Source organism: Hymenobacter sedentarius (genome assembly GCF_001507645.1).
GTDB lineage: Bacteria > Bacteroidota > Bacteroidia > Cytophagales > Hymenobacteraceae > Hymenobacter > Hymenobacter sedentarius.
Window position 1 is genome coordinate 1,971,613 of record NZ_CP013909.1, and the last position, 25,628, is coordinate 1,997,240.

Here is a 25,628-nt window from a genome sequence, read left to right on the forward strand (position 1 = left end):
TATCGTGTGTTGGTCCGGTGCGGCGCGAAACATTATCTTCTTGCCGTTATACATGCCACCATCGTCGACGGTGGAAGTACCCCTGCGTGCCTCCGCCACCGCTGCCCGGCCCAGCGAATCAGCTGCCGAAACCACTTCTGATTATACCCTGCCCGACTTAGTTTGCTTTGCGCATTTGCACTGGGACTTTGTGTGGCAGCGTCCCCAGCATTTGCTTTCCCGCTTTGCTCAGTACGGGCGGGTTTTTTATGTAGAAGACGCCTTCTACCACGCCGACGATTTGGTTGAGCCGCACATCGAAATAAAAGAGCGCGACAACGGCGTGAAGGTGGTAGTGGCGCATTTGCCGCAGCGCCTGCGCCTCGACGAAACCGCCAGTGACCAGGCCCAGTTTGAACTCCTCAGCCAGTTCTTTAGCGAGCAAAGCGTTACAAAATATAGTTTCTGGTACTACACGCCCATGGCCCTGGGCAAGTCGCGCCACTTCCAGCCCTTGCTCACCGTGTACGATTGCATGGACGAGCTGGCCAACTTCAAGTTTGCCCACCCCGAGCTGAAGAAACGCGAGCAGGAGCTTTTTCAGAAAGCCGACCTCGTGTTCACGGGCGGCCACACCCTGTACGAAGCCAAGCGGGAGCAGCACCCCGATGCCCATGCCTTCCCGAGCAGCATCGACAAGGCCCACTTTGGCTTGGCCCGCGGCCCGCTGGCCGAGCCCGCCGACCAGGCGGCCATTCCCCACCCGCGGGTGGGCTTCTTTGGGGTCGTCGACGAGCGGCTGGATATTGAGCTGCTGCGCGAGCTGGCTCAGAACCACCCGCAGTGGCAGTTCGTCATCATCGGGCCCGTGGTCAAGATTGACCCGGCTGTGCTGCCCCGCACGCCCAACGTGCATTACCTGGGCGGCAAGGACTACAAGGAACTCCCAGCTTACCTGAAGGGTTGGGATGTAGCAACGCTGCTATTCGCTGATAACGAAAGCACTAAGTTTATCTCGCCCACCAAGACGCCGGAGTATCTGGCGGCCGGCAACCCGGTAGTGAGCACCCCGATTCGCGATGTGGTGCGGCCCTACGGCGACCTGAAACTGGTACACATCGCCGAAAACGCCCAGGACTTCGGCGCGGCCATTGAGAAGGCCCTGACCCAGCGCACCGACGCCGACTGGCGCCAGCGCACCGACGATTACCTGGCCACCATTTCCTGGGACCAAACCTGGCAGGACATGGTGGACCTGATGCAGCAGCGCCTCGCTGCGAAAACCCCTGATGCGGCCACGGCCGCAGGCACCCCACTGGCCGTAAAGGTTTCGGAGGTGACGCCTCCGGCAGCGGCTCCGCGCTTTTAGCCCAATTATTTTCATTAGCCTTTCCACGCCCATACCCCTCCGCACCATGTTCGATTACCTCATCGTTGGGGCCGGCTTTGCCGGCAGCGTGCTAGCCGAACGGCTGGCCACCCGCAGCAATAAGAAGGTCCTCGTTATCGATAAGCGCAACCACATTGCTGGCAACGCCTACGACCATTATAATGAGGACGGCATTCTGGTGCACAAGTATGGCCCGCACATCTTCCATACCAATTCGAAAGATGTATTCGACTACCTCGGCAACTTCACCGACTGGCGTCCCTACGAGCACCGCGTCCTGGCCTCGGTAGACGGCCAGCACGTGCCCATGCCCATCAACCTCGACACTATTAACAAACTCTACGGCCTGAACCTGACCAGCTTTGAGCTGGACCAGTTTTTTGCTTCCGTGGCCGAAGAAGTGCCCGTCATCAAGACGTCGGAAGACGTGGTGGTGAGCAAAGTGGGCCGCGAGCTCTACGAGAAGTTCTTCAAGAACTACACCCGCAAGCAGTGGGGCCTCGACCCCTCGCAGCTCGACAAGTCAGTGACCAGCCGCGTGCCCACCCGCACCAACCGCGACGACCGTTACTTCACCGATACCTACCAGGCCATGCCCCTGCACGGCTACACCCGGATGTTTGAGAAGATGCTCGACCACCCCAACATCAAGGTGATGCTCAACACCGATTACCACGAAGTCATCGACTTCATTCCCTTCAAGGAAATGATTTTCACCGGGCCCGTGGATGAGTACTTCGACCACCAATTCGGCAAGCTGCCCTACCGCTCGCTGGAGTTCAAGCACGAAACGCTGAACAAGGAAAAGCACCTGGCCGCGCCCGTGGTGAACTACCCCAACGAGCACCCCTACACGCGCATCACCGAGTTTAAGGCCCTCACCGGCCAGGACCACCCCAAAACGGCCATCGTGTACGAGTACCCGCAGGCCGAGGGCGACCCGTACTACCCCATTCCGATGGCCGAGAACGCCGAGCTGTACAACAAGTACAAGAAGTTGGCCGACGAAACGCCCAACGTGCACTTTGTGGGCCGACTCGCCACCTACAAGTACTACAACATGGACCAGGTAGTGGCCCAGGCCCTGACGCTCTACAAGAAGCTGACGGAAAAGGAAACCGCCGCCAAGCCCGCCCGGCCCGCTATTTCGGGCAGCACGGCCCTGGTCGAAAAGCTGGTGAGCCGTTCGCCCAAGCAGGAATAACGTAGTACTTCACGTACCCATATTCAGCTGCCACCCCTGCGCGCCTGCGTTGGGGTGGCAGTTTGATTTATGTCTGGCCCAAGCTGAACTCTGGGCTGGACCATTGTTCCACCGACCACCTTTGCTATGAACCAACTAGATATCTGGGGCGGCATCGAATGCAGCCACTGCCGCGTGGGCGACACCTATTCTGACCAGCTCACCCGCAACGGCCACTGGCACCGGCTCGACGACTTGGACGCACTGGCCGACCTCGGCCTCAAAACCCTGCGCTACCCCGTGCTCTGGGAGCATACCAGCCCCGATACCCCCGATGCCTGCGACTGGACCTGGCCCGACGAGCGCCTGCCACGCCTGCAGGAGTTGGGCATCAACCCCATCATTGGCCTCGTGCACCACGGCAGCGGCCCGCGCTACACCGCCCTGCACGAAGACAGCTTTGCCACCGGCCTGGCCCAGCACGCGGCCAACGTGGCCCAGCGCTACCCCTGGCTCACGCACTTCACGCCCGTAAACGAGCCCCTGACCACGGCCCGCTTCAGCACGCTCTACGGCCACTGGTACCCGCACACCAGCTGCAACCGCACCTTCGTGCGCGCCCTGCTCAACCAGCTCGAAGCGACGCGCCTCTCCATGAAGGCCATTCGGGAAATCATTCCTAAGGCCCAACTGGTGCAAACCGAAGACTTGGCCCAGGTGCACAGCACGCCGGCCATGCAGTACCAAGCCGACTTTGAAAACCTGCGCCGCTGGCTCACCTTCGACGTATTGTGCGGCCGCGTCACGCCCGAGCACTTGTTCTGGGGCTACTTAACGGAGCACGGCGCCAGCGAAGCCGAGCTGCAAAGCTGGCTCGACGACCCCTGCCCGCCCCAGGTGCTGGGCCTGAACCACTACCTCACCAGCGAGCGGTTTCTGGACGAAGCGCTGGGCAACTACTGGCCCTGCCACGAGGCCGACAACGGCCGCCAACGCTACGCCGACGTGGAAGCCGTGCGCGTGGCCAACGTGCCGCTGGCCGGCGTGGCGAGCCTGCTGCTGCAAGCCTGGCAGCGCTACCAGCTGCCGGTGGCCATCACCGAAGTGCACCTCAACTGCACCCGCGAGGAGCAGGTGCGCTGGCTGCACTACGTGTGGGACGAGGCCCAACGAGCCCGGGCGCAGGGGGCCGACGTGCGCGCCGTCACCGTGTGGTCGCTTTTCGGCACCTTCGACTGGGACAGCCTGCTCACCCGCCAAGCCAACAGCTACGAAACCGGCGTGTTTGACGTGCGCAGCGGCCGGCTGCGCCCCACGCTGCTCGCGAAGCTGGTGCGCCACCTGGCCCAAGGCCAGCCGTTCGAGCACCCGGTGATGCAAAGCCTGGGCTGGTGGCAGCGCCCCGGCCGATTCGACTTCCAGCCCAGCGTGGCGCCCACTCAACCACCCGTGCTCAAAGCCGTAAAGCAACGCAAGCTGTCGCGCCCTGCCGCGCGCCTCAACGAACGCGAAGACCTAGAATATGCGGCCTGATTTCGTTGCTGACCACATTGCCGAGCGGGCCATTCGGCCCCTGCTGATTGCTGGCGCCCACGGCACGCTGGGGCGGGCCGTGGAGCGCATCTGCCACACCCGCGGCTTGGTGGCCGTGGCCCTGGGCCGGGCCGAGCTGGACGTGACCAGCCCCACTTCGGTGGAAAGCGTGCTGAACACCGTTCGGCCCTGGGCGGTGCTCAACGCGGCCGGCTACGTGCGGGTGGATGCGGCCGAGGCCGAGGCCGGGAAGTGCTTTAGCGAAAACGCCACCGGCCCGTCGGTGCTGGCCACGGCCTGCGCCCAGCGCGACTTGCCGTTTCTCACGTTTTCGTCCGATTTGGTGTTTGACGGGGAGCAGGAAGCGGCCTACACCGAATCGTCGGTGGCCAACCCGCTGAATGTGTACGGCCGCAGCAAGCTGGCCGCCGAGCAGCGCGTGTTGGCAGTTCACCCCCGGGCCTTGGTGGTGCGCACCAGTGCTTTTTTCAACGCCTGGGACGAATTCAACTTCGTGCACTTTGCCCTGCAAGCGGCTCGCAGGGGCCAGCGCTTCGAAGCCGCCGACGACGTGCGCATTTCGCCAACCTACGTGCCCGACCTGGTGAATGCCTCGCTGGATTTGCTGCTGGACGAAGCCGCCGGCATCTGGCACGTCACCAACAACGGGGCCTGCACCTGGGCCGACCTGGCCCGCATGACGGCGCAGCACGCCGGGTTGTCGCCCGATTATGTGGTGCCGCGTCCCATGGCCGCTTTCGGCTTGGCCGCGGCCCGGCCCCGGCAAACCGTGCTGGTGAGCGAGCAAGGCATTGTGCTGCCTTCGCTAGAGCACGCCCTAAGCCGCTGCGTGCGGGAGATGGAACACCACCCGCTGGTGGCTGGCTAAACGCGACCAACGCCGCGCTGCGAACTACGCTGTTCGGAGGGCTGTTATACCTCTCACTCTTCTGCCAAGGTGTCGTAATTTTTGTTTTGGGACGGTTTTAGCGGAAGGCTCCGTAAATTTGGGGTGCGCCCCGGCGCTATTCGCTAAAAAACTACCTGATGTTTGAATTCCTAGGCAAGACCGTCGCCAAAATATTTGGCTCCAAGTCGGAGCGCGATTTAAAGGAAATCGTGCCCTACGTGGCGCTGATTAATGCCGAATATGCCAAACTGGCCGGCTTGACCGATGACCAGCTGCGCGAGCAGACCCATAGTGTCCGGGCCCGCATCGACAAGCGCCTCGCCGGCCTCGACGGGCAGATTGCCGGCTTGCACCAGCAAATCGACAGCCAGCCCCAGCTCGATGTGGCGCAGAAAGAGGTACTGTTCGAGCAAATTGACGTGCTGGAAAAGCAGCGCAACAAGGACCTCGAAGCCGTGCTGCTGGAAGTGTTGCCGCAGGCCTTCGCCATTGTGAAGGAAACGGCTCGCCGCTACAAGGAAAACGGCCAGCTGGTGGTTACGGCCAACGAACACGACCGCGAATACGCCGCCACTCACCCCAACTGCACCATTCAGGGCGACCAGGCCATCTGGAGCAATAAGTGGCTGGCCGGCGGTGCCGAAATCACCTGGGACATGGTGCACTACGACGTGCAGCTGATTGGCGGCGTGGTGTTGCACCAGGGCAAAATTGCCGAAATGGCCACGGGCGAAGGCAAAACGCTGGTTTCGACCTTGCCGTCGTTCCTCAACGCGCTGTCGAAGCGCGGCGTGCACCTCGTAACCGTCAACGACTACCTGGCCAAGCGCGACTCCGAATGGAACGCGCCGCTGTTCGAGTTCCACGGCATCACCGTGGACTGCATCGACAAGCACCAGCCCAACACGCCGGAGCGCCGCGCCGCTTACCAGGCCGACATCACCTACGGCACCAACAACGAATTCGGCTTCGACTACCTGCGCGACAACATGGCGCGCGACCCCGAGGAGCTCGTGCAGCGCAAGCATCACTTCGCCATGGTCGACGAAGTAGACTCCGTGCTGATTGACGATGCGCGGACGCCGCTCATCATTTCCGGCCCGGTGCCCCGCGGCGACGTGCACGAGTTCTACCAGCTCAAGCCGCGCATTCAGCGCCTGGTCGACGAGCAGAAGAAAGTGGTGCAAAACTACCTCGTGCAGGCCCGCAAGCTCATCGCCGAAGGCAAAACCGGCGCGGAGGAAGGCGACAAAAACGGCGAGGGCGGCCTCATGCTGTTCCGCGCCCACCGCGGTCTGCCCAAGAGCAAGCCCCTCATCAAGTTTCTCTCGGAAAGCGGCATTCGGGCCGTGCTCCAGGCCACCGAGAACCACTACCTGCAGGACAACTCCCGGCAGATGCCCAAGGCCGACGAGCCGCTGTACTTCACCATCGACGAGAAGAACAACCAAATTGAGCTGACCGAGAAAGGCATCGACTTGATTACGGCCCAGGGCGAAGACCCCAAGCTGTTCATCATGCCCGACATCGGTGCCGCCATTGCCGACATCGAGAAAAACGCCACGCTTACGGCCGAAGAGAAGCTGCATCAGAAAGAAAAGCTGATGAGCGACTACCAGGAAAAAAGCGAGCGGGTGCACACCGTAAACCAACTCCTGAAGGCCTACACGCTGTTTGAGAAGGACGACCAGTACATCCTGACCGAAGACGGCAAGGTGAAAATCGTGGACGAGCAAACCGGCCGTGTGATGGAAGGCCGTCGCTACTCCGACGGCCTGCACCAGGCCATCGAGGCCAAGGAAAACGTGCGCGTGGAAGACGCCACCCAGACCTACGCCACGGTGACGCTGCAGAACTACTTCCGCATGTACCACAAGCTGTGCGGCATGACCGGCACGGCCGAAACCGAAGCGGGCGAGTTCTGGGAAATCTACAAGCTCGACGTGGTGGTGATTCCTACCAACCGCGCCATCAGCCGCAAAGACTCCGACGACCAGGTGTACAAGACGGTGCGTGAGAAATACAACGCCGTGGCCCTGGAAATCCAGAAGCTGGTCGAAGCCGGCCGCCCGGTGCTAGTGGGTACCACCTCGGTAGAAATTTCTGAGCTGGTATCGCGCATGCTGAAGCTGCGCGGCATCCAGCACCAGGTTTTGAACGCCAAGCAGAACCAGCGCGAGGCCGAAATTGTGGCCGCTGCTGGTTTCCCCGGCACCGTGACCATTGCCACCAACATGGCCGGCCGTGGTACCGACATCAAGCTGCGCGAGACCTCGCGCGAGTCGGGTGGCCTGGCCATCATCGGCACGGAGCGCCACGAAAGCCGCCGCGTTGACCGCCAGCTGCGGGGCCGTGCCGGCCGCCAGGGCGACCCGGGCACTTCGCAGTTCTTCGTGTCTTTGGAAGACAACCTGATGCGCCTGTTCGGCTCCGACCGGATTGCGAAACTGATGGACCGCATGGGCATGGAAGAGGGTGAGGTGATTCAGCACTCGATGATTACCAACTCCATCGAGCGGGCGCAGAAGAAAGTGGAAGAAAACAACTTTGGCACGCGCAAGCGCCTGCTGGAGTACGACGACGTGATGAACGCCCAGCGCGAAGTGGTGTACAAGCGCCGCCGCAACGCCCTGCACGGCGACCGCATGGAGGTGGATATCCTCAACATGATTTATGACGTGAGCGAAGACATCGCCGCCGGTCACAAAATCACGGGAGACTTCGAAGACTTCAAGCTGGCCATCATCCGGGTGTTTGGCTACGATACCTACCTCACCCAGCAGGACCTTACCGGCCTGCAGCTGCCGCAGCTCACCCAAAAGCTCTACGAAGAAGCCCTGGGCTACTTCCAGAGCAAGAACGAGCACATTGCCTCCAATGCCCTGCCGCTGGTAAACGACCTGCTGAGCAACGGCGCGCCCTACGAGAACATCGCGGTGCCCTTCACCGACGGCAAGAAGCAGGTACAGGCCATTGCTAACCTGCGCAAAGCCCAAGCCACCGGCGGCCACGACATTCTGCGCCAGATGGAGAAAGTAGTGGTGCTGTCCGTGATTGACACGGCTTGGACCCAGCACCTGCGCCAGATGGACGACCTGAAGCAAGTGGTGCAAAACGCGGTGTACGAGCAGAAAGACCCGCTGTTGGTGTATAAGTTTGAGTCGTTTGAGCTGTTTAAGCGCATGATTGGCAAGGTAAACGAGGAGACGACTTCGTTCCTGTTCCACGCCGATGTGCCGGTGCAGCAAGGCATGGTGGGCACCAACGCCGAGCCCGAGTACTACCTCGAAGACGAAGAGCCCCAGCCCCAGCTCACCGTGGAGCACGAATCGATGCTCGACACCCTGGGTGCCGGCCCCGAAGACATGGGCCCCAACGACCAGCCCGCCGTGAAGCAGACGCCCGTGCGCAGCCAGAAAGTGGCCAACCGCAACGACAAAGTGAGCGTGCAGTACATGGACGGCCGCGTGGTGCGCGACGTGAAGTACAAGACCGTGGAGCAGGACGTGCTGGAAAACCGCTGCGTGTTGGTCGACTAGAGGCCGATTTTTAGCTCAATAAAAAGAAACGCCCCGGCCAGTTGGTCGGGGCGTTTCTTTTTATAGGAATAATTCTTGCCCAACGGAAGGCCTTGGCTGTTTTTGCGCTACCATACCGCCTACTCGGGTCGCTGCTGTTGCTACTTGTACCGTACCAGCGACCTACGCGTAGGCCTCAAAATGGCAATCGGGCGTGGCAACTAGGCTTCTGGAGAGTAAGACGGAAGTTAGCGCTGGGGCTGGCGGTGGCTATACACTTGGCTATCGGCCAGCCACTCGCGGGCCGCGGCTTCGTCGTTGAAGAAGTAGGGGTAGAACTCGTGCTGGGCCTGTTGGCGCAGCAGCGTTTCGGTGGCGATGCTCCCAATTTCCTCGCGGTGGCTTTCGCTGGCCACGCAGGCCAGAAACACCGGCGAGCCCAGCACCATTACCACCTGTTCGGCCAGCAGTTCTTTGAGCCAGTCCAGTAGGGCAGGAGAGTACTGGTCCTGGCTGCGCATATCGAGCAGCCAGAAGCGGCAGCGATTGTGTTTAATTGCTGCACTCAGCAGCTCTTGCTGAGGCGGATGCAGGGTGTGGTCGGGCACGTTGCTCAGCCAGCGGCCCACCAGCAAGTTGGGCTGAGACTCGTAGTTCAGCGCAAAGACATCGGAAAATGACGTGGGCATGGGTTTGATAATAAAGAGAGTAAATGTAGCGCTAGTATGCTGCCTATTCGAAAAGCGGCCTGCCACCATTCAAAAGGAGCAGCGCATGCTTAGCTTAACCGTAAGGGCAAGCGCTACTGCGCGTGCCGCGTGCCGTAAGTATCGGTTTCAGCAATAGGAGGCGAGCCGTCCGTACTGTAAACCGCGCCGTATGCACAGTCCCTTCCCCCTACCTTTGCCTCATGACGCTCGCTGCCCGAATTGACCACACCCTGCTACGCCCCGATGCTACCGAGGCGCAGATATTACAGCTATGCGAAGAGGCCGTTGCGCATGGCTTCGCCAGTGTGTGCGTGCCGCCGTGCTACGTAGCCCTGGCCACCGAAAAGCTGGCCGGCACGGCAGTGGCAGTTTGCACGGTGATTGGCTTCCCATTGGGCTATTCCACTTCCAGTGTGAAGTTCAAGGAAGCCGAAGTGGCCCTGTACGACGGGGCCACTGAACTGGACATGGTCATTAACATCGGGGCGCTGAAATCGGGCAAAGTGGACATGGTGCAGGCCGAAATCCTGGACCTGGCCGATTTGTGCCACGTGCACCAGGCCTTGCTCAAGGTCATCATCGAAACCGCTTTGCTTTCGGAAGCCGAAATTGAGCTGGCCTGCCAGCTGTGTGTGGGTGGCGAAGCCGATTTTGTGAAAACCTCCACCGGCTTCGCCAGCCGCGGTGCTTCGGTAGAAGACGTGACGCTAATGCGCCGCGTATTGCCCGAAAACGTACGCATAAAAGCCGCTGGAGGCATTCGCACCCGTGCCGCGGCACAGGCAATGATTGCGGCTGGCGCCGACCGCATCGGCTCGTCCAATAGTGTGGCCCTGATTGCTGAAAACAATGAAACAACTGCTGCCTAAGATGCTATTGGCCTCCCTGCTGCTGACCTTGGCAGCTTGCGGTAGCACCGCCCCGAAATCCCCGCGTGCCAGCTCCCCGGCCGATACCACGCTGAAGAGGTCGGCCGGCACTACCGCTACCCCGGCTACGATGCCAGCGGAGGACGTGACAAAGTACCGGCCCGTGTTCAGCATGCCCAAAGCCGGACCGGCTACGGCTCCCGTCAAAACCACAGTAGCGCCCACCAACCACGTGAATGCGCAGATTGAGCAGCGGCTGCGCGACCAGGCCTACACCAACCAGAACGTGAAGTATGCCCAGGGCTACCGCATTCTGGTGTACCTGGGCCTGGAGCGGGATAAAGTCATGGCCATTCGCCGCAACATCATCGGCCGCTACCCCGATGAAACCGACTACATCACGTTCAAGTCGCCGGTTTACCGCCTGTATATCGGTGACTACCTCACCAAACTCGAGGCCGCCCGCGGCCTTGCTAAGCTGCGCGGCCTGGCCCCGAAGCTGGAGCTGGAATCCACGCAGGTGCTGCTGAATAAGAATCCCTAGCCTTAGCAGAACAAAACTCCCCTCCTTGCCAAGGAGGGGACGCTGGCGCGACGCGTCAGCTGGGGTGGTTGAATCGTTGAACGACTCGCGTTAGAATCGTTCGGGTGTCGTGCAACGGCTCAACCACCCCCTTCCGAGCCGTTGGCTCGAACATCCCCTCCTTGCTAAGGAGGGGAGTAGCCGTTTAATTCCCTAGCCATGACCGAGCTTCTTCCCCGAATCCAGCGCCTCGCCGCTCAGTACGCAGCCGATACCGTAGCCATTCGCCACCACCTGCATGCCCACCCCGAGCTGTCGTTTGAAGAAACCCAAACCGCCGCCTTCGTGACGCGGGAGCTGGAAAAAATGGGCCTCAGCCCCCGGCCCATTGCCAATACCGGCGTACTGGCTCTGATTGAAGGCCAGCCCGGCGGCCCCACCATTGCCCTGCGGGCCGATATGGATGCCTTGCCCATCCAGGAAACCAACGACGTGCCGTACAAGTCCACCAACCCCGGCGTGATGCACGCCTGCGGGCACGACGTGCACACGGCCTCGCTGCTGGGTGCGGCTCGCATTCTCAACGACCTGAAGGGCGAGTTTCGGGGCACCATCAAGCTGATGTTTCAGCCCGGGGAAGAGCGGCTGCCGGGCGGCGCCTCGCTGATGATAAAGGAGGGCGTGCTGGAAAACCCCAAGGTGACGAGTGTGCTCGGGCAGCACGTGTTTCCGCACCTGCCCGCCGGCAAAGTGGGCATCCGCTCGGGCCGCTACATGGCCAGCACCGACGAGCTATATCTGACCGTGCGGGGCAAGGGCGGCCACGGCGCCATGCCCGAAATGAACCTCGACCCCGTGCTGGTAGCAGCCCACATTATTGTGGCCGCGCAGCAGATTGTGAGCCGCCGCGCCAGCCCCAAAATCCCGTCGGTGCTCAGCTTCGGCAAGATCATCGCCAACGGCGCCACCAACGTTATTCCCAACGAAGTGTACATCGAAGGCACGTTCCGCACCCTCAACGAGGAGTGGCGTGCCGAGGCTCACCAGCACTTGCGCCGCCTCTGTGAAGGCCTGGCCGAGAGCATGGGTGCCGTATGCGAGCTGGAAATCCGCCACGGCTACCCGTACCTCGAAAACGAGCCGGTGCTCACGGCCCGCGTAAAAGCAGCCGCCGAAGAATTCCTGGGCCCCGAAAACGTGGTGGAGCTGGACCAATGGATGGCCGCCGAAGACTTCGCCTACTTCTCCCAGGCGGCGCCGGCCTGCTTCTACCGCCTCGGCACCCGGCACGAAGACGGCCGCTTTGCTTCCTCCGTGCACACCCCTACCTTCGACATCGACGAAAAAGCCCTGGCTACCGGTCCGGGCCTGATGGCGTGGCTGGCCATCAAAGAGTTGGCCACGAAATAGGCCATGCTGGCCGGGCGTTACCTTGCAATTATGAACTACTGGTATTCTTTTGCCCGCTGGGGCGCGGCCGTGCTGGCCAGTGGCCTGCTCCTGGCCCAACCCGCCGCTGCTCAAACCCGCCGCGCTACCCTGGACCTGCAGCTCTGGCCCGAACTACAGGCCGAGCTGGCGCTAAAAAACGGCGATTACCTCTTCCTGGGTCTGCGCGGCCAGCGTGACGTGGAGTCGGCCAGCTACAACGGCGACGCCCGGCGGCTGGGCTTCGACGAGCGGCGCGTCACGCTGGGGTACGAGCATTTCTGGAGCGAGCATTGGAGCGGGGGCGGCACGCTGCGGCTCGAGGCCCTGGGCTACAAGCGGCTGGTGCTGGTGCCCGAAGCGCTGCTGCGGCACCGCAGCAGCCTGGCGGGCCTCACCTTTGGGCAGCGCCTGAGCCTGGAGCGCACTCTGCCCAACAACGCCGGCTACGTGGGCGGCCCCGGCCCCGATGGGCAAAACTGGGCCCGCCTGCGCGTCGACCTGGAGAAGCTGGTGCCCGTGGGCAGCGGCGGCTTTGCCCTGCGCCCCCGCCTGAGCTACGAAGCAGCTACCCGCATCCGCCTGCTCAAGTCCAACACCGATGCCAAGCAGCGGAGCATTGACTTCACCAGCGCCCGCGCCGAATTGGGCTGCCGGGTCAGCGACCATTTCGACATTACGCCGTGGGTGGCGTCCCAAACGCGCTACAGCTTCACCCTCGCCCAAACGGATGTCAATGGCAACGTGACCATTCCCGCCGGCCGGCTCAATTTGGCGACGCCGGTCATTGGGATTGATGCCCGGTTCACGCTGTTCCAGGGCAAGACGGTGTTTGAAAGACAGCAGCTGCCCACCCAGCACTAGCTTGCTTGTAGTCGAATTATGCCATAATGGCTGTGTAGGCGCTGTGCTTAAAAGCGGGTTGGTATACTTGGAATGACATTTTTGATTATTGCCTGGTGTGAAATCGTCAGGATGATTTATTGAATAAGGACAAAATGTCTTCATTTCGTATGGTGGCTCAATTGGTATAGATTTTAAGGAAAGAGAGGTGTGCCGATGCACGGCACGTCTTTTCTGCAAACCTTAATTCTTCTTACCATTTACATGGCCACTTTGCTCTATAACCCCCGCCCTTCGTTGCGTCCCAGCCGTGCCTTGAGCGTCATGCTCGCCGACATGCTACGCGACCCGCAGACTACCACTGCGCAATCCACGCCCGCTTTTACCCCCGCCGCTGACATTCTGGAAACGGCCGAAGGCTTTGAGCTACAGTTGGCCCTGCCCGGCGTGAAGAAGGAAGCGGTAACGATTGAATTTCTCGCAGGCGAACTGGTGATATCCGGCGCCCGGCCTAACCCGGCTGCTGCTGCCAAGGAAGCGGCTGCTACCGCCACCGAAACCACTGCCGCTGACGAAACCAAACCAGCCGTGGTAACTCCGGAAGTCCCCGCCGCTCCCAAACTCCGCCGCGTGGAAACCCAGTATGGCGCGTTCTCCCGCCGCTTCCGCCTGCCCGAAACGGTAAACGTGAAAGGCATCGGCGCGGAGCTCACCGATGGCATCCTGCGCCTGACCCTGCCATTCGACACCGAGAAAGCAATAAAGCAGCACATCGAAATCCGCTGATGCGACCGGTTTTGCAAGAAAGGCGCTCTGCGGGGTGCCTTTTTTGCTCCTGTCGGTGTTGTGGGCATAGTTGCTCCAATTGGCCCATTTTCTGCTAGAAAGCAACCCTGAGACACGAAAGCGAATCCTTGAGACGTTACCGAAAAAGAATGCGTTTTGCTCATTCGGTTTTCATCCGTGGTTCCCTAAATTAGGTTCTTCATTACCCCAAATCACCCTTTCATTTTTCCTTACCCATGCAAGCAAAACAAATGATGCTCGGCCTGCTCGGTTCTGCCATTCTTGGCGGAGGCGTGGCCGTGGGGGGATACAAGCTGTTGGAGCCAGTCCCCGTGGTGCCCCAAGCCGTAGCTGCTGACCCCCAGGTACGTTATACCTCCGAAATGCGGAGCAGCACCTACGCCGTACCCGAAGGACTGAACTTCGTAGCGGCCGCGGCCGCCGTGACCCCGGCCGTAGTACACGTGATGACCGAATACGCCGCGCCGGCCGTTGACCAGCGCCAGCAGCAGATGGACCCGTTTTTGCGCCAGTTTTTTGGCGACCAGCTTGAGCAGTTTCACGGCCAGCAGCCCCAGGGCGGCGGCCAGGGTTCGGGCTCGGGCGTGATTATCGCCGCCAACGGCTACATCGTGACCAACAACCACGTCATCGACAAAGCCTCCAAGATTGAGGTGGTGCTCGACGACAAGCGCAAGTTCGAGGCCGAGCTGGTGGGGGCCGACCCCAACACCGACCTGGCCGTGCTGAAAGTGAAAGCCGACAACCTGCCCTTTGTGAAGTACGGCAACTCCGACGATGTGAAAGTGGGCCAGTGGGTGCTCGCCGTGGGCAACCCCTTCAACCTGAACTCGACCGTGACGGCCGGCATCGTTTCGGCCAAGGGCCGGAACATTGACATCCTGCGCCGCAAAGACAACATGGGCATCGAGTCGTTTATCCAGACCGATGCCGTGGTGAACCCCGGCAACTCGGGCGGCGCCCTCGTGAACCTGAACGGCGACCTGATTGGCATCAACTCGGCCATTGCCTCGCACACGGGCTCGTTTGAGGGCTATGCCTTTGCCATTCCCAGCTCGCTGGCCAGCAAAGTGGTCGACGACCTGCTGAAGTACAAAGTGGTGCAGCGCGCCCTGCTCGGCGTGCAGATTCAGGAAGTGGACGCCAAGCTGGCTTCCGAGAAGAAGCTCAATACCCTGAACGGCGTGTACGTGCAGGGCCTGAGCGAGAGCAGTGCCGCCGCCGCAGCCGGCCTGAAGATGGGCGACATCATCACCAAAATCAACGACGTGGTCGTGAACACTTCCTCGCAGCTGCAGGAGCAGGTGGCGCGGTTCCGCCCCGGCGACAAGATTAAAGTGAACTACGTGCGCGGCAACACGCCCAGCGAGGTAACGGCCGTTCTGCGCAACGCCACCGGCACTACGTCGGTGGTGCGGGAAGAGCCGGCGTTGGCCGCCATTAAGTATGAGGGCGCTACCATTGCGGCAGTGCCCGCCCGGGAGCAAGCCAAGCTGGGCCTGGAAGGCGGTGCCAAAATCAGCGGCATCAAGGGCAGCAACTTCCGCGAGACGGGCATGGGCGACGGCTTCATCATCACCCGCATCGACAAGAACCAGGTGACCAAGCCCGCCGACGTGAAGAAGTACCTGGACGAGGCCCGCGACAAATCGGGCGCGCTGGTAGAAGGCGTGTACCCCGACGGGCGCAAGGCGTACTACCCCATCGGCCAGCAGTAATCCAGCTGATGTGGCCGTGAATCAGAAAAAAAGCCCCTGCCGGATTCGGCAGGGGCTTTTTTGTGTGCGTGGGAGTAAAGGCCGCCCTCCCGCTTGCCCCGCTCAGGCAGTAGCCGCACTATATAACCTGAGCCGAATATGCCAAAAGCTTCTGCAGGACAACTCCTAATCATGTTAGCTCAACTTGGCCGTGCGGCCTAACATAGGAAAACCTGGGTTTAATGGGCCCGTATAGCTACCCAGAATAGCTTACTTGCCGTGTCCGTGCCGACATTTCCAACCAGCGCCTTTTCGCTCGAGTACCGCCCCGATTTAGGCATCCTAATCGGCCGGTGGTTGCAGGCCTTGCCTCCGCCCGAACTGCAGGGCACCTACGAGGCCATGCTCGCCGCGGCCAAAGCCAACGGCAACTGCCGCTTCTGGCTGCTGGACCTGCGCCGGCGCCCGCTGGCCGGCCCCGACCTGAACGAATGGTTTCGCGACCAGTTCTCGCCCCAGATAGCCTCGGCGCTGGGCGGGCCGCTGTTTACGGCCTACCTGGCTGGGCCGCACCAGCGCGTGGCCGCCGAAAGCGCCGAAATGGAGCTGCACCTGCGCCACGCGGCCACCCTCGATTCGTACCCGCTGTTCTACGACGACGAAGCCGAGGCCATGACTTGGCTCACCGACCAGCAGGAGCGGGCCGGCGTACGCGTACGCGAAAAGAGCCGGTTGAGCTAACCGGGGTGAAAGGGCGGTGCCCGGGGAAATTGAGCCAGAATGGGTGGATAATGAACCAATGCGGGCGGTTACGGCCGCGGTTGGTGGCGGGCGTTGGCTTTCCGTAGATTTGTGGGAGCATCCTTTCATCGTATTCCCGCCCTTTCCTCATGAAGCTAGCCCTCGAAGAAGCCACCTCGGCCGCCGACGTAACCGTTGCGCACCCGCACACCGACCCCCACGGCATTCAGGACGTATTGCGCCAGTTGCACATCGACGCCGACAACGCCGCCTACTGCACCGGCCGCAGCTGGGGCGGCCACGCCACCGCCAGCCGCCGCACAGTGCTAGCCCCCGCCGATGGCCACCGCATTGCCAGCGTAGCCTTCGCTACGCCCGACGACTACGATACGGTCGTGAAAACTGCCCAGGAGGCATTCAAGACCTGGCGCCTGGTGCCGGCCCCCAAGCGCGGCGAAATTGTGCGCCAGATTGGCAATAAGCTGCGCGAATACAAGGAGCCCCTGGGCAAGCTGGTGAGCGCCGAAATGGGCAAAATCCTGCAGGAAGGCCTCGGCGAAGTGCAGGAGATGATTGACATCTGCGACTTTGCCGTGGGCCTCTCGCGCCAGCTGCACGGCCTCACCATGCACTCGGAGCGCCCGGCGCACCGCATGTACGAGCAGTACCACCCGCTGGGCATTGTGGGCATTATTTCGGCCTTCAATTTCCCGGTGGCCGTGTGGAGCTGGAACGCGATGCTGGCTGCCGTGTGCGGCGACGTGAGCATCTGGAAGCCCTCGGAGAAAACTCCGCTCACGGCCGTGGCCGTGCAGCACATAATCCGCGACGTGCTGGCCGACAACGACATCCCCGAGGGCGTATTCAACCTCGTTATCGGTGGGGCCGACGTTGGAGCCGCCATGGCCGCCGACAAGCGCGTGCCGCTGGTATCGGCCACGGGCAGTACCCGCATGGGCCGCAAAGTAGGGGATGTGGTAGGCGCCCGCCTGGGCCGCGCCCTGCTGGAGCTGGGCGGCAACAACGCCATCATCGTCACCAAAAACGCCGACCTCGACATTGCCATCCGCGCCATTGTGTTTGGGGCCGTGGGCACGGCCGGGCAGCGCTGCACCAGCACGCGCCGCGTCATCATCGAAGACAGCGTGTTTGAGGAGGTGAAAAACCGCCTCCTGGCCATTTACCCCAAGCTGCCCATCGGCCACCCCTTGCAGGAAGGCACCCTGGTGGGCCCGCTGATTGACGCCGACGCGGTGAAGATGTTCGAGGACGCCCTCACCAAAGTGCAGGCCGAAGGGGGCAAGCTGCTCACCGGCGGCCAGGTGCTGAGTGGCGCCGAGCTGCACGGCGGCCACTACGTGCAGCCCGCGCTGGTGGAAGTGGAAAACCACTACCACACGGTGCAGGAAGAAACTTTCGCGCCCATTCTGTACCTCATCAAGTACAGTGGCGACGTGCAGAACGCCATTGAACTGCAAAACGACGTGCGCCAGGGCCTGTCGAGCAGCATCTTCACCCTGAACATGCGCGAAGCCGAAGCCTTCCTGGCCGCTACCGGCTCCGACTGCGGCATTGCCAACGTGAATATTGGCACGAGCGGCGCGGAAATCGGCGGCGCGTTCGGCGGCGAGAAAGAAACCGGCGGCGGCCGCGAGTCCGGCTCCGATGCCTGGAAAGTCTACATGCGCCGCCAGACCAATACCATCAACTACTCCGCTGAGCTGCCGCTCGCGCAGGGTATTAAGTTCGATATCTAGCGGCTGCGTCTTTCGCATTGTCTAACACTGAAAAAGGCCCGCCTGCTACTGCAGGCGGGCCTTTTTGTAGTGGCAGGTAGCATGTGAAGTAGCTCCTGCAATAGTGGTTACTGACCATAGCGGACGTCGCCGTGGCCTTTGTACACGAGGCCATCGGCGTTGTTGACGACATAATAAAGGCGGAACACCTCTTTCGCGGGAGCGCCCATTTTGGCGTAATCGAACGCGTAGGACTGGCTCAGAATTAAGTTGACTGGCTCAAGCCGTTGCAGCACCTGGTACTTGCGGTTGACAAAAACGACGCGCAGGGTGTAGGTGGCGGCGCCCCCGCCGGGGCCTCGCTGCGTTTGCAGGGTCCAGTTGGCCTGGCCGGCGGGCGCGGGGTTGGGGAAAGCCTGGCGGGCGCCGACGAGTGCTGGCTGTTGAGGCCCATTCAGGTCAAAGTTTACTTCGGGGAACAGGGCGCGCTCCTGCGCGTTCCAGGTGGCGTCCGAGGTCCAGTCGGTCGGGTCCTGCGGGCCGTTGGGCATGTTGCTGGCATCGCGGTACGAAATGCCTTCATCGGCCCCGAAGTCAATAGTGGGCTCGGTTTCCTTCTTGGAACAGCTGCTAAAAAGCACCGCCGACACTAGGAGTAGCAAGGGCAAACGAATGAAAGCAAGTATAGGCTTTACCATGGTAGAACAGTAATTTGCAAGCAAGTTACGCGCGAGCAATACGGGTGCAACCCTTACGCCCGCTGCACAGTCCTTTGCTTGCTTAAGCCTCTTAATCCACCTATCTGCATGGAAGCTGCCGTTGCTTACGTTGACATCAATGCGCCCCTGGTGGAGCGCTGCCGCCTGAACGACCGCCAGGCCCAGGCCGAGATTTACCGGCGCTACGCCAAGGCCATGTTCAACGCGGCCCTGCGCATCACCGGCGACTATGCCGAAGCCGAAGACGTGCTGCAGGAGTCGTTCCTGAGCGCTTTTCGGGAGCTGAGCGGTTACAAGGGTGACTCCTCGTTTGGGGCGTGGCTCAAACGCATCGTGGTCAACAAAAGCATCAATTGCCTGCGGCAGCGGCGGCTGGCGCTGGTGCCGCTGGGCGAGCAGCACCACGAGGAACCAGCGGAGCCCGCCGGCGCTTCCTACGAAGAAGAAGCCGAAACCCATTACCGCGCCGACGTGCTGCGCCGCTGCATACAGGAGCTGCCCGACGGCTACCGGGTGGTGCTGAGCCTCTACCTGCTGGAAGGCTACGACCACCTCGAAATTGCCGGCATTCTGGGCATTTCCGAATCCACCTCCAAGTCCCAATACAGCCGGGCGCGGGTTCGGCTCAGGGAGCTGGCCGCGCAGCGCGGGCTCAGTTAACTAATAAATGCCTATCTATCGTTATAATTAATCGCATAACCTTTCACTACCCTTCATCCTTTTTCGCTCGGTCGCGGTTCTTAGATATCCTCGCTACCCATTCTGAACCTGGAAGAACCGTGCGTCTGCTTTTCATTCATGGACACTAAAAAGAATAATTCATTGGAAAACTTCGTCGAGCGGCACCGTGCCGATTTCGACACGCACGAGCCGCGCCCCGACCTGTGGGCCGCGCTGGAGCAAAAGTTGGCCGACCCAGCTGCCGCGCCCTCCGCGCCGCCGGCCATGCGCCGGGCCGATGCCGGCCAGTCGGCTCCCCAGGCCGTGGCCGTTGCCACAGCTGGCCCAATTCGACCTGCTAGTTGGTTGCAGCGCTACGGCGTGGCCGCCGCGCTGGCGCTGCTGGTGTTTGCGGCCGGGGCCAGTGAGGCCTGGAAAACGAAACACGCCGCTCCCGCGGAGTTGACCGCAGCCACCAGCCCGACCAGCTTAACCAGCGCTTCGGAAGTCCCAGATGCAGCCCTCTACCAAGGCGGCAACCCCGTGGCCATGGCTGCCACCGACCGCACCATCGGCGCCGATAGCCAGCTGGTGCGCGCCGTGCGCGGCATGGAAGCGTACTACACCACCCAGCTGGCGCGCCGCCAAAGCGAACTGCGCGAGCTGAAAGGGCCCGGCGTAGCCGGCATGAACGCGGACTGGCAGCGCGAATTGGTGTCGCTCGACTCGAGCTACCGCAAGCTGAAGGTGGAGCTGCTCCACCATCCGCAGCCCGATGCCGTGCTCACGGCGATGAACCGCAACCTGCAAATTCGGCTCGATATCCTGGACCAGCAGCTGTACATAGGCACGGCCCCGCAGGAAGAAGAACGTAGCACCGGCTCCTTTGTACTGGCCGATAGCCAGCATTCATCGCGATGAAAAAGCATCTGCCTCTTGCATTTTGGCGGGTAGTTGGGCTGGCGGCACTGGTCGTGGCCGGGCTGCTGAACCCCACGGCGGGTACGGCCAGGCCCCGCCAGTGGGTGCCAGTGGGCACCTGCTTGTCCGCCCAGTCCCTGGCCATACAGGCATTTGTCAGCGATGACTACTTGTCTGGCTCGCCGCAGAATTCGCAGCCAGACGGTCCGCAGCCAAGCTGCTCTCAGCCCGAACAGACCCGCGACCAGGACGGCCTAAACCTGCAGGCCGAGCAGCGCCGGCGCCTGAGCCGCAGCTACGCCGTGCCGAAAGCGGGCCGGGCTTTCTCGCTCAACACGCGCTACGGCCGGGTGCAAATCAACCCCTGGAATAAAAAGGAAATCAAGGTAGAAGCCGAACTCGTGGCCCGCTCCGAAACCGAAGCCGGCGCCCGCCAGGTGCTCGATGCGCTGGGCGTGGAGTGGCTGGACTACGATGCACGCACCGGCGGCGTGGCCGTGAGCACCAAGTTCGGCCCGGTGCTGCGTGGGCGGGCCGGGGGCTGCCGCTACGAAGTGAACTACACCGTGTGGCTGCCCCGCACCACGGCGCTGCACGTTTTCAACAGCTTCGGCGAAGTGAAAGTGGCCGGCGACTTAACTGGCCCCACGGAGCTGGCCGTGGAATACGGCGCCCTGCGCACCGGCCGCCTCGAAGGCCAGCAAAACTTTGTGCACATCGGCAACGGCGACTGCAGCATAGCCTACGCCGGCCGCGCCAGCATCGACGCCAGCTACGCCCGCCTGCGCCTCGACGAAGGCACCACCGTGGACCTGCGCAACAACCACTCCGACGTGGACATGGGCACCGTGCAGGACCTGACCGTGCACAGCAAGTACGGCGACGTGGCCCTGGGCACGGTGCGCAACCTGCGCGGCTCGTCGGGCTACTCCCGGTTTACCATCGACCGGCTCGACCAGGGCATTGACATGGCCTTGCGCTACTGCCCCGATTTTGTGGTGCGCGACATGGGCGCCAATTTCCGCCAGGTGAACCTCGACGGCGGCTTCAGCACCATTCGCCTGGGCTTTGCCGAGGCCCCCAGTTTCCGGTTCGATGTGAGCACCGAGCAGGGCCAGATGCTGGTGGATAAAAACATGGTCCGGGTGCTGTCGCAGGAAAACGGCCCACAGACCAGCGACGTGCTGGGGGTATACGGCGGGGCAGCGCCCGGCCGCAACGCTGGCAATGTCAACATCAAGGTGCGCTACGGCACCGTGCGGTTTAGCAAGTAAGAGGGGAGGGCAGAAGCCCGAGCTGAAGCGGAGCGTCCGCTTACCTTCGGCCATGATTCGCCTGCTTTTTCCGCTGCTTTTGCTGGGTGCGCACCCCTTGGTGGCCCAGCCCAATGCCGGCAAACCCAAAACCGCTTCTGCCGTGCCCGTGGCCCAACCGTCAGTTCTTCGAACGTATGCCCTGCGCCTGCATCCCGGCGATGACCTGCGCCAGCAGCTCACGGCTTTTGTGCAGGCGCACCACATTGTGGCCGGCACCATGCTCACCTGCGTGGGCAGCCTCACGGTAACCACGCTGCGGCTGGCCAACCAGGAGGGCCCCACCGAGTACCGGGGCCATTTCGAAATCGTTTCCTTGGTCGGCACGCTCTCCACCAACGGCTCGCATCTGCACCTGGCCGTATCCGACAGCACCGGCCGCACCATCGGCGGGCACTTGCTGGATGGCTGCCGCATATACACCACCGCCGAAATTGTGCTGGGGGAGCTGCCTGAGCTGGATTTTCGGCGTGAGCCCGACCCCACATTTGGCTATCAGGAGTTGGTGGTGCACCCGGCGCCCGCACCAGGGAAAGTAGTGCAGCAAAAGAAGAAGTGAGCCCAACCGATTACGAGCCGTTTATGACCGTTGCCGATACTCCCCAAGCCGCTGCCTTTCGTCGGCAGGTCCTCATCCCCCTGAAGCTGCGGTTGTTTCTGATGCAGAAGCTGCCCATGGCCTGGCTGGCGGGACTGCGCCTCCGGCAGCTCACGCCGGAGCAGGCCGTGGTGACCATCCGCTTTAAGTTTCTGACGCAAAACCCGTTTCGCAGCATCTATTTCGCCTGCCTGGCTATGGCGGCCGAGTTTGCCAGCGGCATTCAGGCCATGATGCATGTGCAGGCCGGCGGCCCGGTGTCGATGCTGGTGGTGAAGCTGGAGGGCGACTTCACCAAGAAAGCCGTGGGGCTGATTGCCTTTACCTGCCCCGATGGCCCGCTTATCGCCCAGGCTGTAGCCGAGAGCTGCGCCACCGGTGAAGGCCGCACCGTGGTGTGCACCAGCACCGGCGTAGACGAGGCTGGCGACGTGGTGGCCATTTTCCGCCTCACCTGGTCATTTCGGGCGAAGTGCTAGGGCATTGAGCGCTGCTGGGTTGGGCTGAAAACCTCATTCTGAGCCTGACTCCGCAAGGCACAAACACCCAAACACAAAATGGTGCAAAAACCCGGGAAATCTGAATAAATAGGTTTTACTTTCGGCCGGCGCTGGGACGCTTTGTTCCCAGCGCCGGCCGTTACTTTTTCCCGATTCGTATGCTCCATAAAATCAGCGCCCTTCTGCTGCTGGTGCTATGCACCTTCCTGGGCAGTGGCTGCGGCCGTTCCCAGCGCCAGCCCAATGCCAAAGCTCAGTCTTTTGAAGTGACCGAAGCCTCCATCGACGACATTCAAGGGGCCATAAAGCGTGGCGACTGCAACTGCGAGCAAGTGGTGGGCGCCTACCTGGCCCGCATCGCGGCCTACGACCAGCCCACCCGGCTCAATGCCATTGTGGTAACCAATCCGGCGGCATTGGAAACGGCCCGGCAGCTGGATGCGGAGTACCGCCGCACGGGCCAGATGCGGCCGCTGCACTGCATTCCGGTGATAGTGAAGGACAACTACAACACCGCCGGCTTGCAAACCACGGCGGGTTCGCTGGCCCTCAAAGGCTTTGCGCCGAGCAAAGATGCCTCGATGGTGCAGGCCCTGAAAGCGGCGGGCGCCATCGTGCTGGCCAAGTCCAACATGGCCGAATGGGCCTTCAGCCCCATGGTCACCATTAGCTCCATTGCGGGCGAAACCCGCAACCCGTACAACCTGGAGCACGTGCCTGCCGGCTCGAGCGGCGGCACCGCGGCGGCCGTGGCCGCCAGCCTGGGCGCCGTGGGGCTGGGTACCGACACGGGCAACTCCATCCGAGGGCCGTCGTCGCACAATGCCCTGGTGGGCTTCCGGCCCACGCTGGGGCTGCTGAGCCGGGCCGGCATTGCGCCGCTCTACCTGCGCAACGACACTGGTGGCCCCATGTGCCGCACCGTGGCCGACGCCACCCGCCTGCTCGAAATATTGGCCGGCCCCGACCCCGCCGACCCGCTTACTTCCTACAGCGCTGGCAAGGTCCCGCCGGGCGGCTACCGGCAGTTTCTGGATAAAAACGGCCTGCAAGGGGCCCGCATTGGCGTATTGCGCACCCTGAGCGAGCGCAGCCCCGACCCACAGGTGAAGGCCGTTTTTGAGCAGGCCGTGGCCGACCTCCGCAAAGCCGGCGCCGTAGTGGTGGACGTTGAAATACCGGATTTCGACAAAGTGAGCAAGAACCAGTGGTGCTCGGTTTTCAAGCACGACATCAACCAGTACCTGGCCGAGCTGGGCCCCGGTGCCCCGGTCAAGAACATCGATGAAGTGCTGGCCTCGGGCAAGTACTCGGATTATATCAAAGAAAACCTGAAGGACGAGCTGGCCCACGGCGTGGTGCCCAGCCCAAGTGCCGCCGGCTGCGGCGAGGCCTACAACGACCCGCGCCGAATTGCCTTCCGCAATGCCGTGACCGCCGTAATGGACCAAAACAAGGTCGGTGCCCTGGTGTACCCAACCTGGAACAACCCGCCCGCTAAAGTGGGTGATTTCAAAGGCTACCGCGGCGACAACAGCCAGCTTATTGCCCCGCACACCGGCCAGCCCGCCTTCACCGTGCCCATGGGCTTTACCTACGACAGCCTGCCCGCCGGGCTGCAGTTCCTGGGCCGCTCCTTCGATGAGGCCACGCTGATAAAGTATGTCTATGCCTACGAGCAGGCGACGCATCACCGCAAGGCACCTGCTAGGTTCCCGGCGCTGCCGAAGGCGGCCACGGCTGCGCAGTAACGTTTAGCTCAAGTGGCTCAACTGTCTCACGTACGCATCGCCTGTCATGCAGAGCGCAGCGAAGCATCTTATCAGGTTCGAACGACTCGTTGAGGCGTGAGAAGATGCTTCGCTGCGCTCTGCATGACAGACGATTAAAATGACTCCAGGATATTGAGCTAGTTGGAAACGTTCTTGCCTTTCTCCATTAGCACCAAAAGCTCCTGGAGGTAGCTGCCCCAGATGGCGGGGTTGGAGTGGGTGCCGTGGCCGGTGGTGAGGTCGGTGATGGGCAGCAGGATGTAGCGGCCTTTCGGCACCTTCTTGATTTCGACTTCCAGGATGCCTAGCTCGGGCGGATTCACTTGGTCGTCGGCGGAATTGATGGCGAATAGCGGCGCCTTGATAGCGGCCAGGTGCGGGGCGGGGTTGTAGTCGCGGGAAGCATCAAACTGATAAATCATGTCGTTGGCATCCAATGAGCTGAAAAAGCGCGCCTCGGTTTTGGCCAGGGCGGCTTCGGCCAGCTCGCGGGTGGGTGCCGCCTTCTGCATTTGCTTGGGGCTGCTGGTCATGAAAATCAGCGACGAAATGGCCCCGGTGAGGCCGGTTTTGGGCTGGGCGGTGTAGGCGCCGCCTTTCCATTCGGGGTCCATCTCAATCAGGTCGATGGCCATTTTGCGGAGCATGCGGTTGCGGCCGGCTATTTCTGCCGGCAGGCTGGCCAGCGGCATCAGCGCATCCATGAAATCGGGGTATTTGTAGCCCCATACCCAGGTTTCCATGCCGCCCATGGACGTGCCCATTATCAGTCGGGCGTGCCCCACGCCCAGCTTTTCGGTGAGCAACCGGTAGTCGGCCAGTACCATGTCGTCGTAGGTGTACTTCGGGAACTGCATGCGCAGCCCGTTACTGGGTTTGCTGGACTTGCCGTGGCCAATGGCATCGGGCAGGATGATGTAGTATTTGGCCGCATCCAGCAGCTGCCCCGGCCCAAACAGGCGGCCGGCAAACTGCTCGCTCAGAAAGTTATTGCCCGCGCCGGTGGTGCCGTGCATTATCACCACGGCGTTCACCACTTTGCCGCTGCGGTCTTTGCGCGGCTGGCCCACCGTGGTGTAGTGTACGTTCAGTGCGGGTAACGTTTCGCCGCTCACAAACCGAAACTGAGGCAGCACAAAATCGCCCTCTACTGGAGCCGGGTAGCGGGTTTCGGCGTAGCCGGGCACCTGCAGTAGCACTAGGCAGAAAGTGAGAAGAAAACCGAGTCGGGAAAAGACCATGGCAGTACTGCTATAAGCGAAATGGCGATAGCGCAAA

22 protein-coding genes are annotated in these 25,628 nt (G+C 61.8%); 19 read left to right on the forward strand and 3 right to left on the reverse strand.

Annotated features, from left to right (window positions below; all coding sequences use genetic code 11):
* Nucleotides 1-52 precede the first annotated feature (52 nt).
* The 5 genes from AUC43_RS08220 (at nt 53) to secA (ending at nt 8,534) form a co-directional block, all read left to right on the forward strand.
* Nucleotides 53-1,348 (forward strand): glycosyltransferase family 1 protein, encoded by a 1,296-nt coding sequence (locus AUC43_RS08220; RefSeq protein WP_082684993.1) that lies wholly within the window; start codon nt 53-55, stop codon nt 1,346-1,348.
* A gap of 46 nt (nt 1,349-1,394) precedes the next feature.
* Nucleotides 1,395-2,573 carry a UDP-galactopyranose mutase gene (gene glf, locus AUC43_RS08225; RefSeq protein ID WP_068191798.1) on the forward strand — a complete coding sequence of 393 codons (1,179 nt, stop codon included), beginning with the start codon at nt 1,395-1,397 and terminating at the stop codon, nt 2,571-2,573.
* A 126-nt stretch (nt 2,574-2,699) separates the two neighbouring features.
* On the forward strand, nt 2,700-4,085 hold the full coding sequence (locus tag AUC43_RS20880; protein WP_071885844.1) for a family 1 glycosylhydrolase: 1,386 nt from the start codon (nt 2,700-2,702) through the stop codon (nt 4,083-4,085).
* Nucleotides 4,075-4,974 carry an SDR family oxidoreductase gene (locus AUC43_RS20885; RefSeq protein WP_068191800.1) on the forward strand — a complete coding sequence of 300 codons (900 nt, stop codon included), beginning with the start codon at nt 4,075-4,077 and terminating at the stop codon, nt 4,972-4,974. The genes AUC43_RS20880 and AUC43_RS20885 overlap by 11 nt, the downstream gene beginning before the upstream one ends.
* A 158-nt stretch (nt 4,975-5,132) precedes the next feature.
* On the forward strand, nt 5,133-8,534 hold the full coding sequence (gene secA, locus AUC43_RS08240) for a preprotein translocase subunit SecA (RefSeq protein ID WP_068191802.1): 3,402 nt from the start codon (nt 5,133-5,135) through the stop codon (nt 8,532-8,534).
* Nucleotides 8,535-8,761: 227 nt separating this feature from the next.
* On the opposite strand, the gene AUC43_RS08245 is transcribed toward secA, so the two are convergent.
* Nucleotides 8,762-9,202, reverse strand: coding sequence for a hypothetical protein (locus tag AUC43_RS08245; protein WP_068191804.1), 441 nt, complete (start codon nt 9,200-9,202; stop codon nt 8,762-8,764).
* A 221-nt stretch (nt 9,203-9,423) separates the two neighbouring features.
* Here AUC43_RS08245 and deoC point away from each other — a divergent pair, with 221 nt between their 5' ends.
* From deoC to amaB, 8 genes are all read left to right on the forward strand, one after another.
* Nucleotides 9,424-10,092, forward strand: a complete 669-nt coding sequence (gene deoC / locus AUC43_RS08250) for a deoxyribose-phosphate aldolase (protein WP_068191806.1) — start codon at nt 9,424-9,426, stop codon at nt 10,090-10,092.
* Entirely contained in the window at nt 10,073-10,636 is a 564-nt protein-coding gene (locus AUC43_RS08255; RefSeq protein ID WP_157780988.1) for a hypothetical protein, read from the forward strand. The genes deoC and AUC43_RS08255 overlap by 20 nt, the downstream gene beginning before the upstream one ends.
* Nucleotides 10,637-10,834: 198 nt before the next feature.
* Nucleotides 10,835-12,025 carry a M20 metallopeptidase family protein gene (locus AUC43_RS08260; protein ID WP_068191809.1) on the forward strand — a complete coding sequence of 397 codons (1,191 nt, stop codon included), beginning with the start codon at nt 10,835-10,837 and terminating at the stop codon, nt 12,023-12,025.
* 30 nt (nt 12,026-12,055) lie between these two features.
* Complete coding sequence (locus AUC43_RS08265) at nt 12,056-12,907, forward strand: hypothetical protein (protein ID WP_068191811.1); 852 nt, start codon at nt 12,056-12,058, stop codon at nt 12,905-12,907.
* Between the two features lie 243 nt (nt 12,908-13,150).
* The gene (locus AUC43_RS08270; RefSeq protein WP_157780989.1) at nt 13,151-13,672 is read left to right on the forward strand and encodes an Hsp20/alpha crystallin family protein; all 522 of its coding nucleotides are present in this window, start codon (nt 13,151-13,153) and stop codon (nt 13,670-13,672) included.
* A 236-nt stretch (nt 13,673-13,908) separates the two neighbouring features.
* On the forward strand, nt 13,909-15,411 hold the full coding sequence (locus tag AUC43_RS08275) for a Do family serine endopeptidase (RefSeq protein WP_068191816.1): 1,503 nt from the start codon (nt 13,909-13,911) through the stop codon (nt 15,409-15,411).
* 264 nt (nt 15,412-15,675) lie between these two features.
* Complete coding sequence (locus AUC43_RS08280) at nt 15,676-16,131, forward strand: hypothetical protein (RefSeq protein ID WP_157780990.1); 456 nt, start codon at nt 15,676-15,678, stop codon at nt 16,129-16,131.
* 149 nt (nt 16,132-16,280) lie between these two features.
* Nucleotides 16,281-17,888 carry an L-piperidine-6-carboxylate dehydrogenase gene (gene amaB, locus AUC43_RS08285; protein ID WP_068191819.1) on the forward strand — a complete coding sequence of 536 codons (1,608 nt, stop codon included), beginning with the start codon at nt 16,281-16,283 and terminating at the stop codon, nt 17,886-17,888.
* 107 nt (nt 17,889-17,995) lie between these two features.
* Here the strand turns inward: amaB and AUC43_RS08290 are convergent, their stop codons facing one another.
* Nucleotides 17,996-18,535 (reverse strand): hypothetical protein, encoded by a 540-nt coding sequence (locus AUC43_RS08290; protein ID WP_157780991.1) that lies wholly within the window; start codon nt 18,533-18,535, stop codon nt 17,996-17,998.
* 138 nt (nt 18,536-18,673) lie between these two features.
* On the opposite strand from AUC43_RS08290, the gene AUC43_RS08295 reads away from it, so the two are divergent.
* The 6 genes from AUC43_RS08295 (at nt 18,674) to AUC43_RS08320 (ending at nt 24,329) form a co-directional block, all read left to right on the forward strand.
* Nucleotides 18,674-19,246, forward strand: coding sequence for an RNA polymerase sigma factor (locus tag AUC43_RS08295; protein WP_068191824.1), 573 nt, complete (start codon nt 18,674-18,676; stop codon nt 19,244-19,246).
* 138 nt (nt 19,247-19,384) lie between these two features.
* Nucleotides 19,385-20,167 carry a hypothetical protein gene (locus tag AUC43_RS08300; RefSeq protein WP_068191826.1) on the forward strand — a complete coding sequence of 261 codons (783 nt, stop codon included), beginning with the start codon at nt 19,385-19,387 and terminating at the stop codon, nt 20,165-20,167.
* Nucleotides 20,164-21,441 (forward strand): hypothetical protein, encoded by a 1,278-nt coding sequence (locus AUC43_RS08305; protein WP_068191828.1) that lies wholly within the window; start codon nt 20,164-20,166, stop codon nt 21,439-21,441. The genes AUC43_RS08300 and AUC43_RS08305 overlap by 4 nt, the downstream gene beginning before the upstream one ends.
* Nucleotides 21,442-21,493: 52 nt before the next feature.
* Nucleotides 21,494-22,039, forward strand: coding sequence for a PPC domain-containing DNA-binding protein (locus tag AUC43_RS08310; RefSeq protein WP_068191829.1), 546 nt, complete (start codon nt 21,494-21,496; stop codon nt 22,037-22,039).
* Between the two features lie 23 nt (nt 22,040-22,062).
* A complete protein-coding gene (locus tag AUC43_RS08315) occupies nt 22,063-22,557 on the forward strand; it encodes a PaaI family thioesterase (RefSeq protein ID WP_068191831.1) in 495 nt (164 codons plus the stop codon).
* Nucleotides 22,558-22,736: 179 nt separating this feature from the next.
* Nucleotides 22,737-24,329, forward strand: a complete 1,593-nt coding sequence (locus AUC43_RS08320; RefSeq protein WP_068191834.1) for an amidase family protein — start codon at nt 22,737-22,739, stop codon at nt 24,327-24,329.
* Between the two features lie 158 nt (nt 24,330-24,487).
* Here the strand turns inward: AUC43_RS08320 and AUC43_RS08325 are convergent, their stop codons facing one another.
* Complete coding sequence (locus AUC43_RS08325; RefSeq protein ID WP_199243518.1) at nt 24,488-25,549, reverse strand: alpha/beta fold hydrolase; 1,062 nt, start codon at nt 25,547-25,549, stop codon at nt 24,488-24,490.
* Nucleotides 25,550-25,628 lie beyond the last annotated feature (79 nt).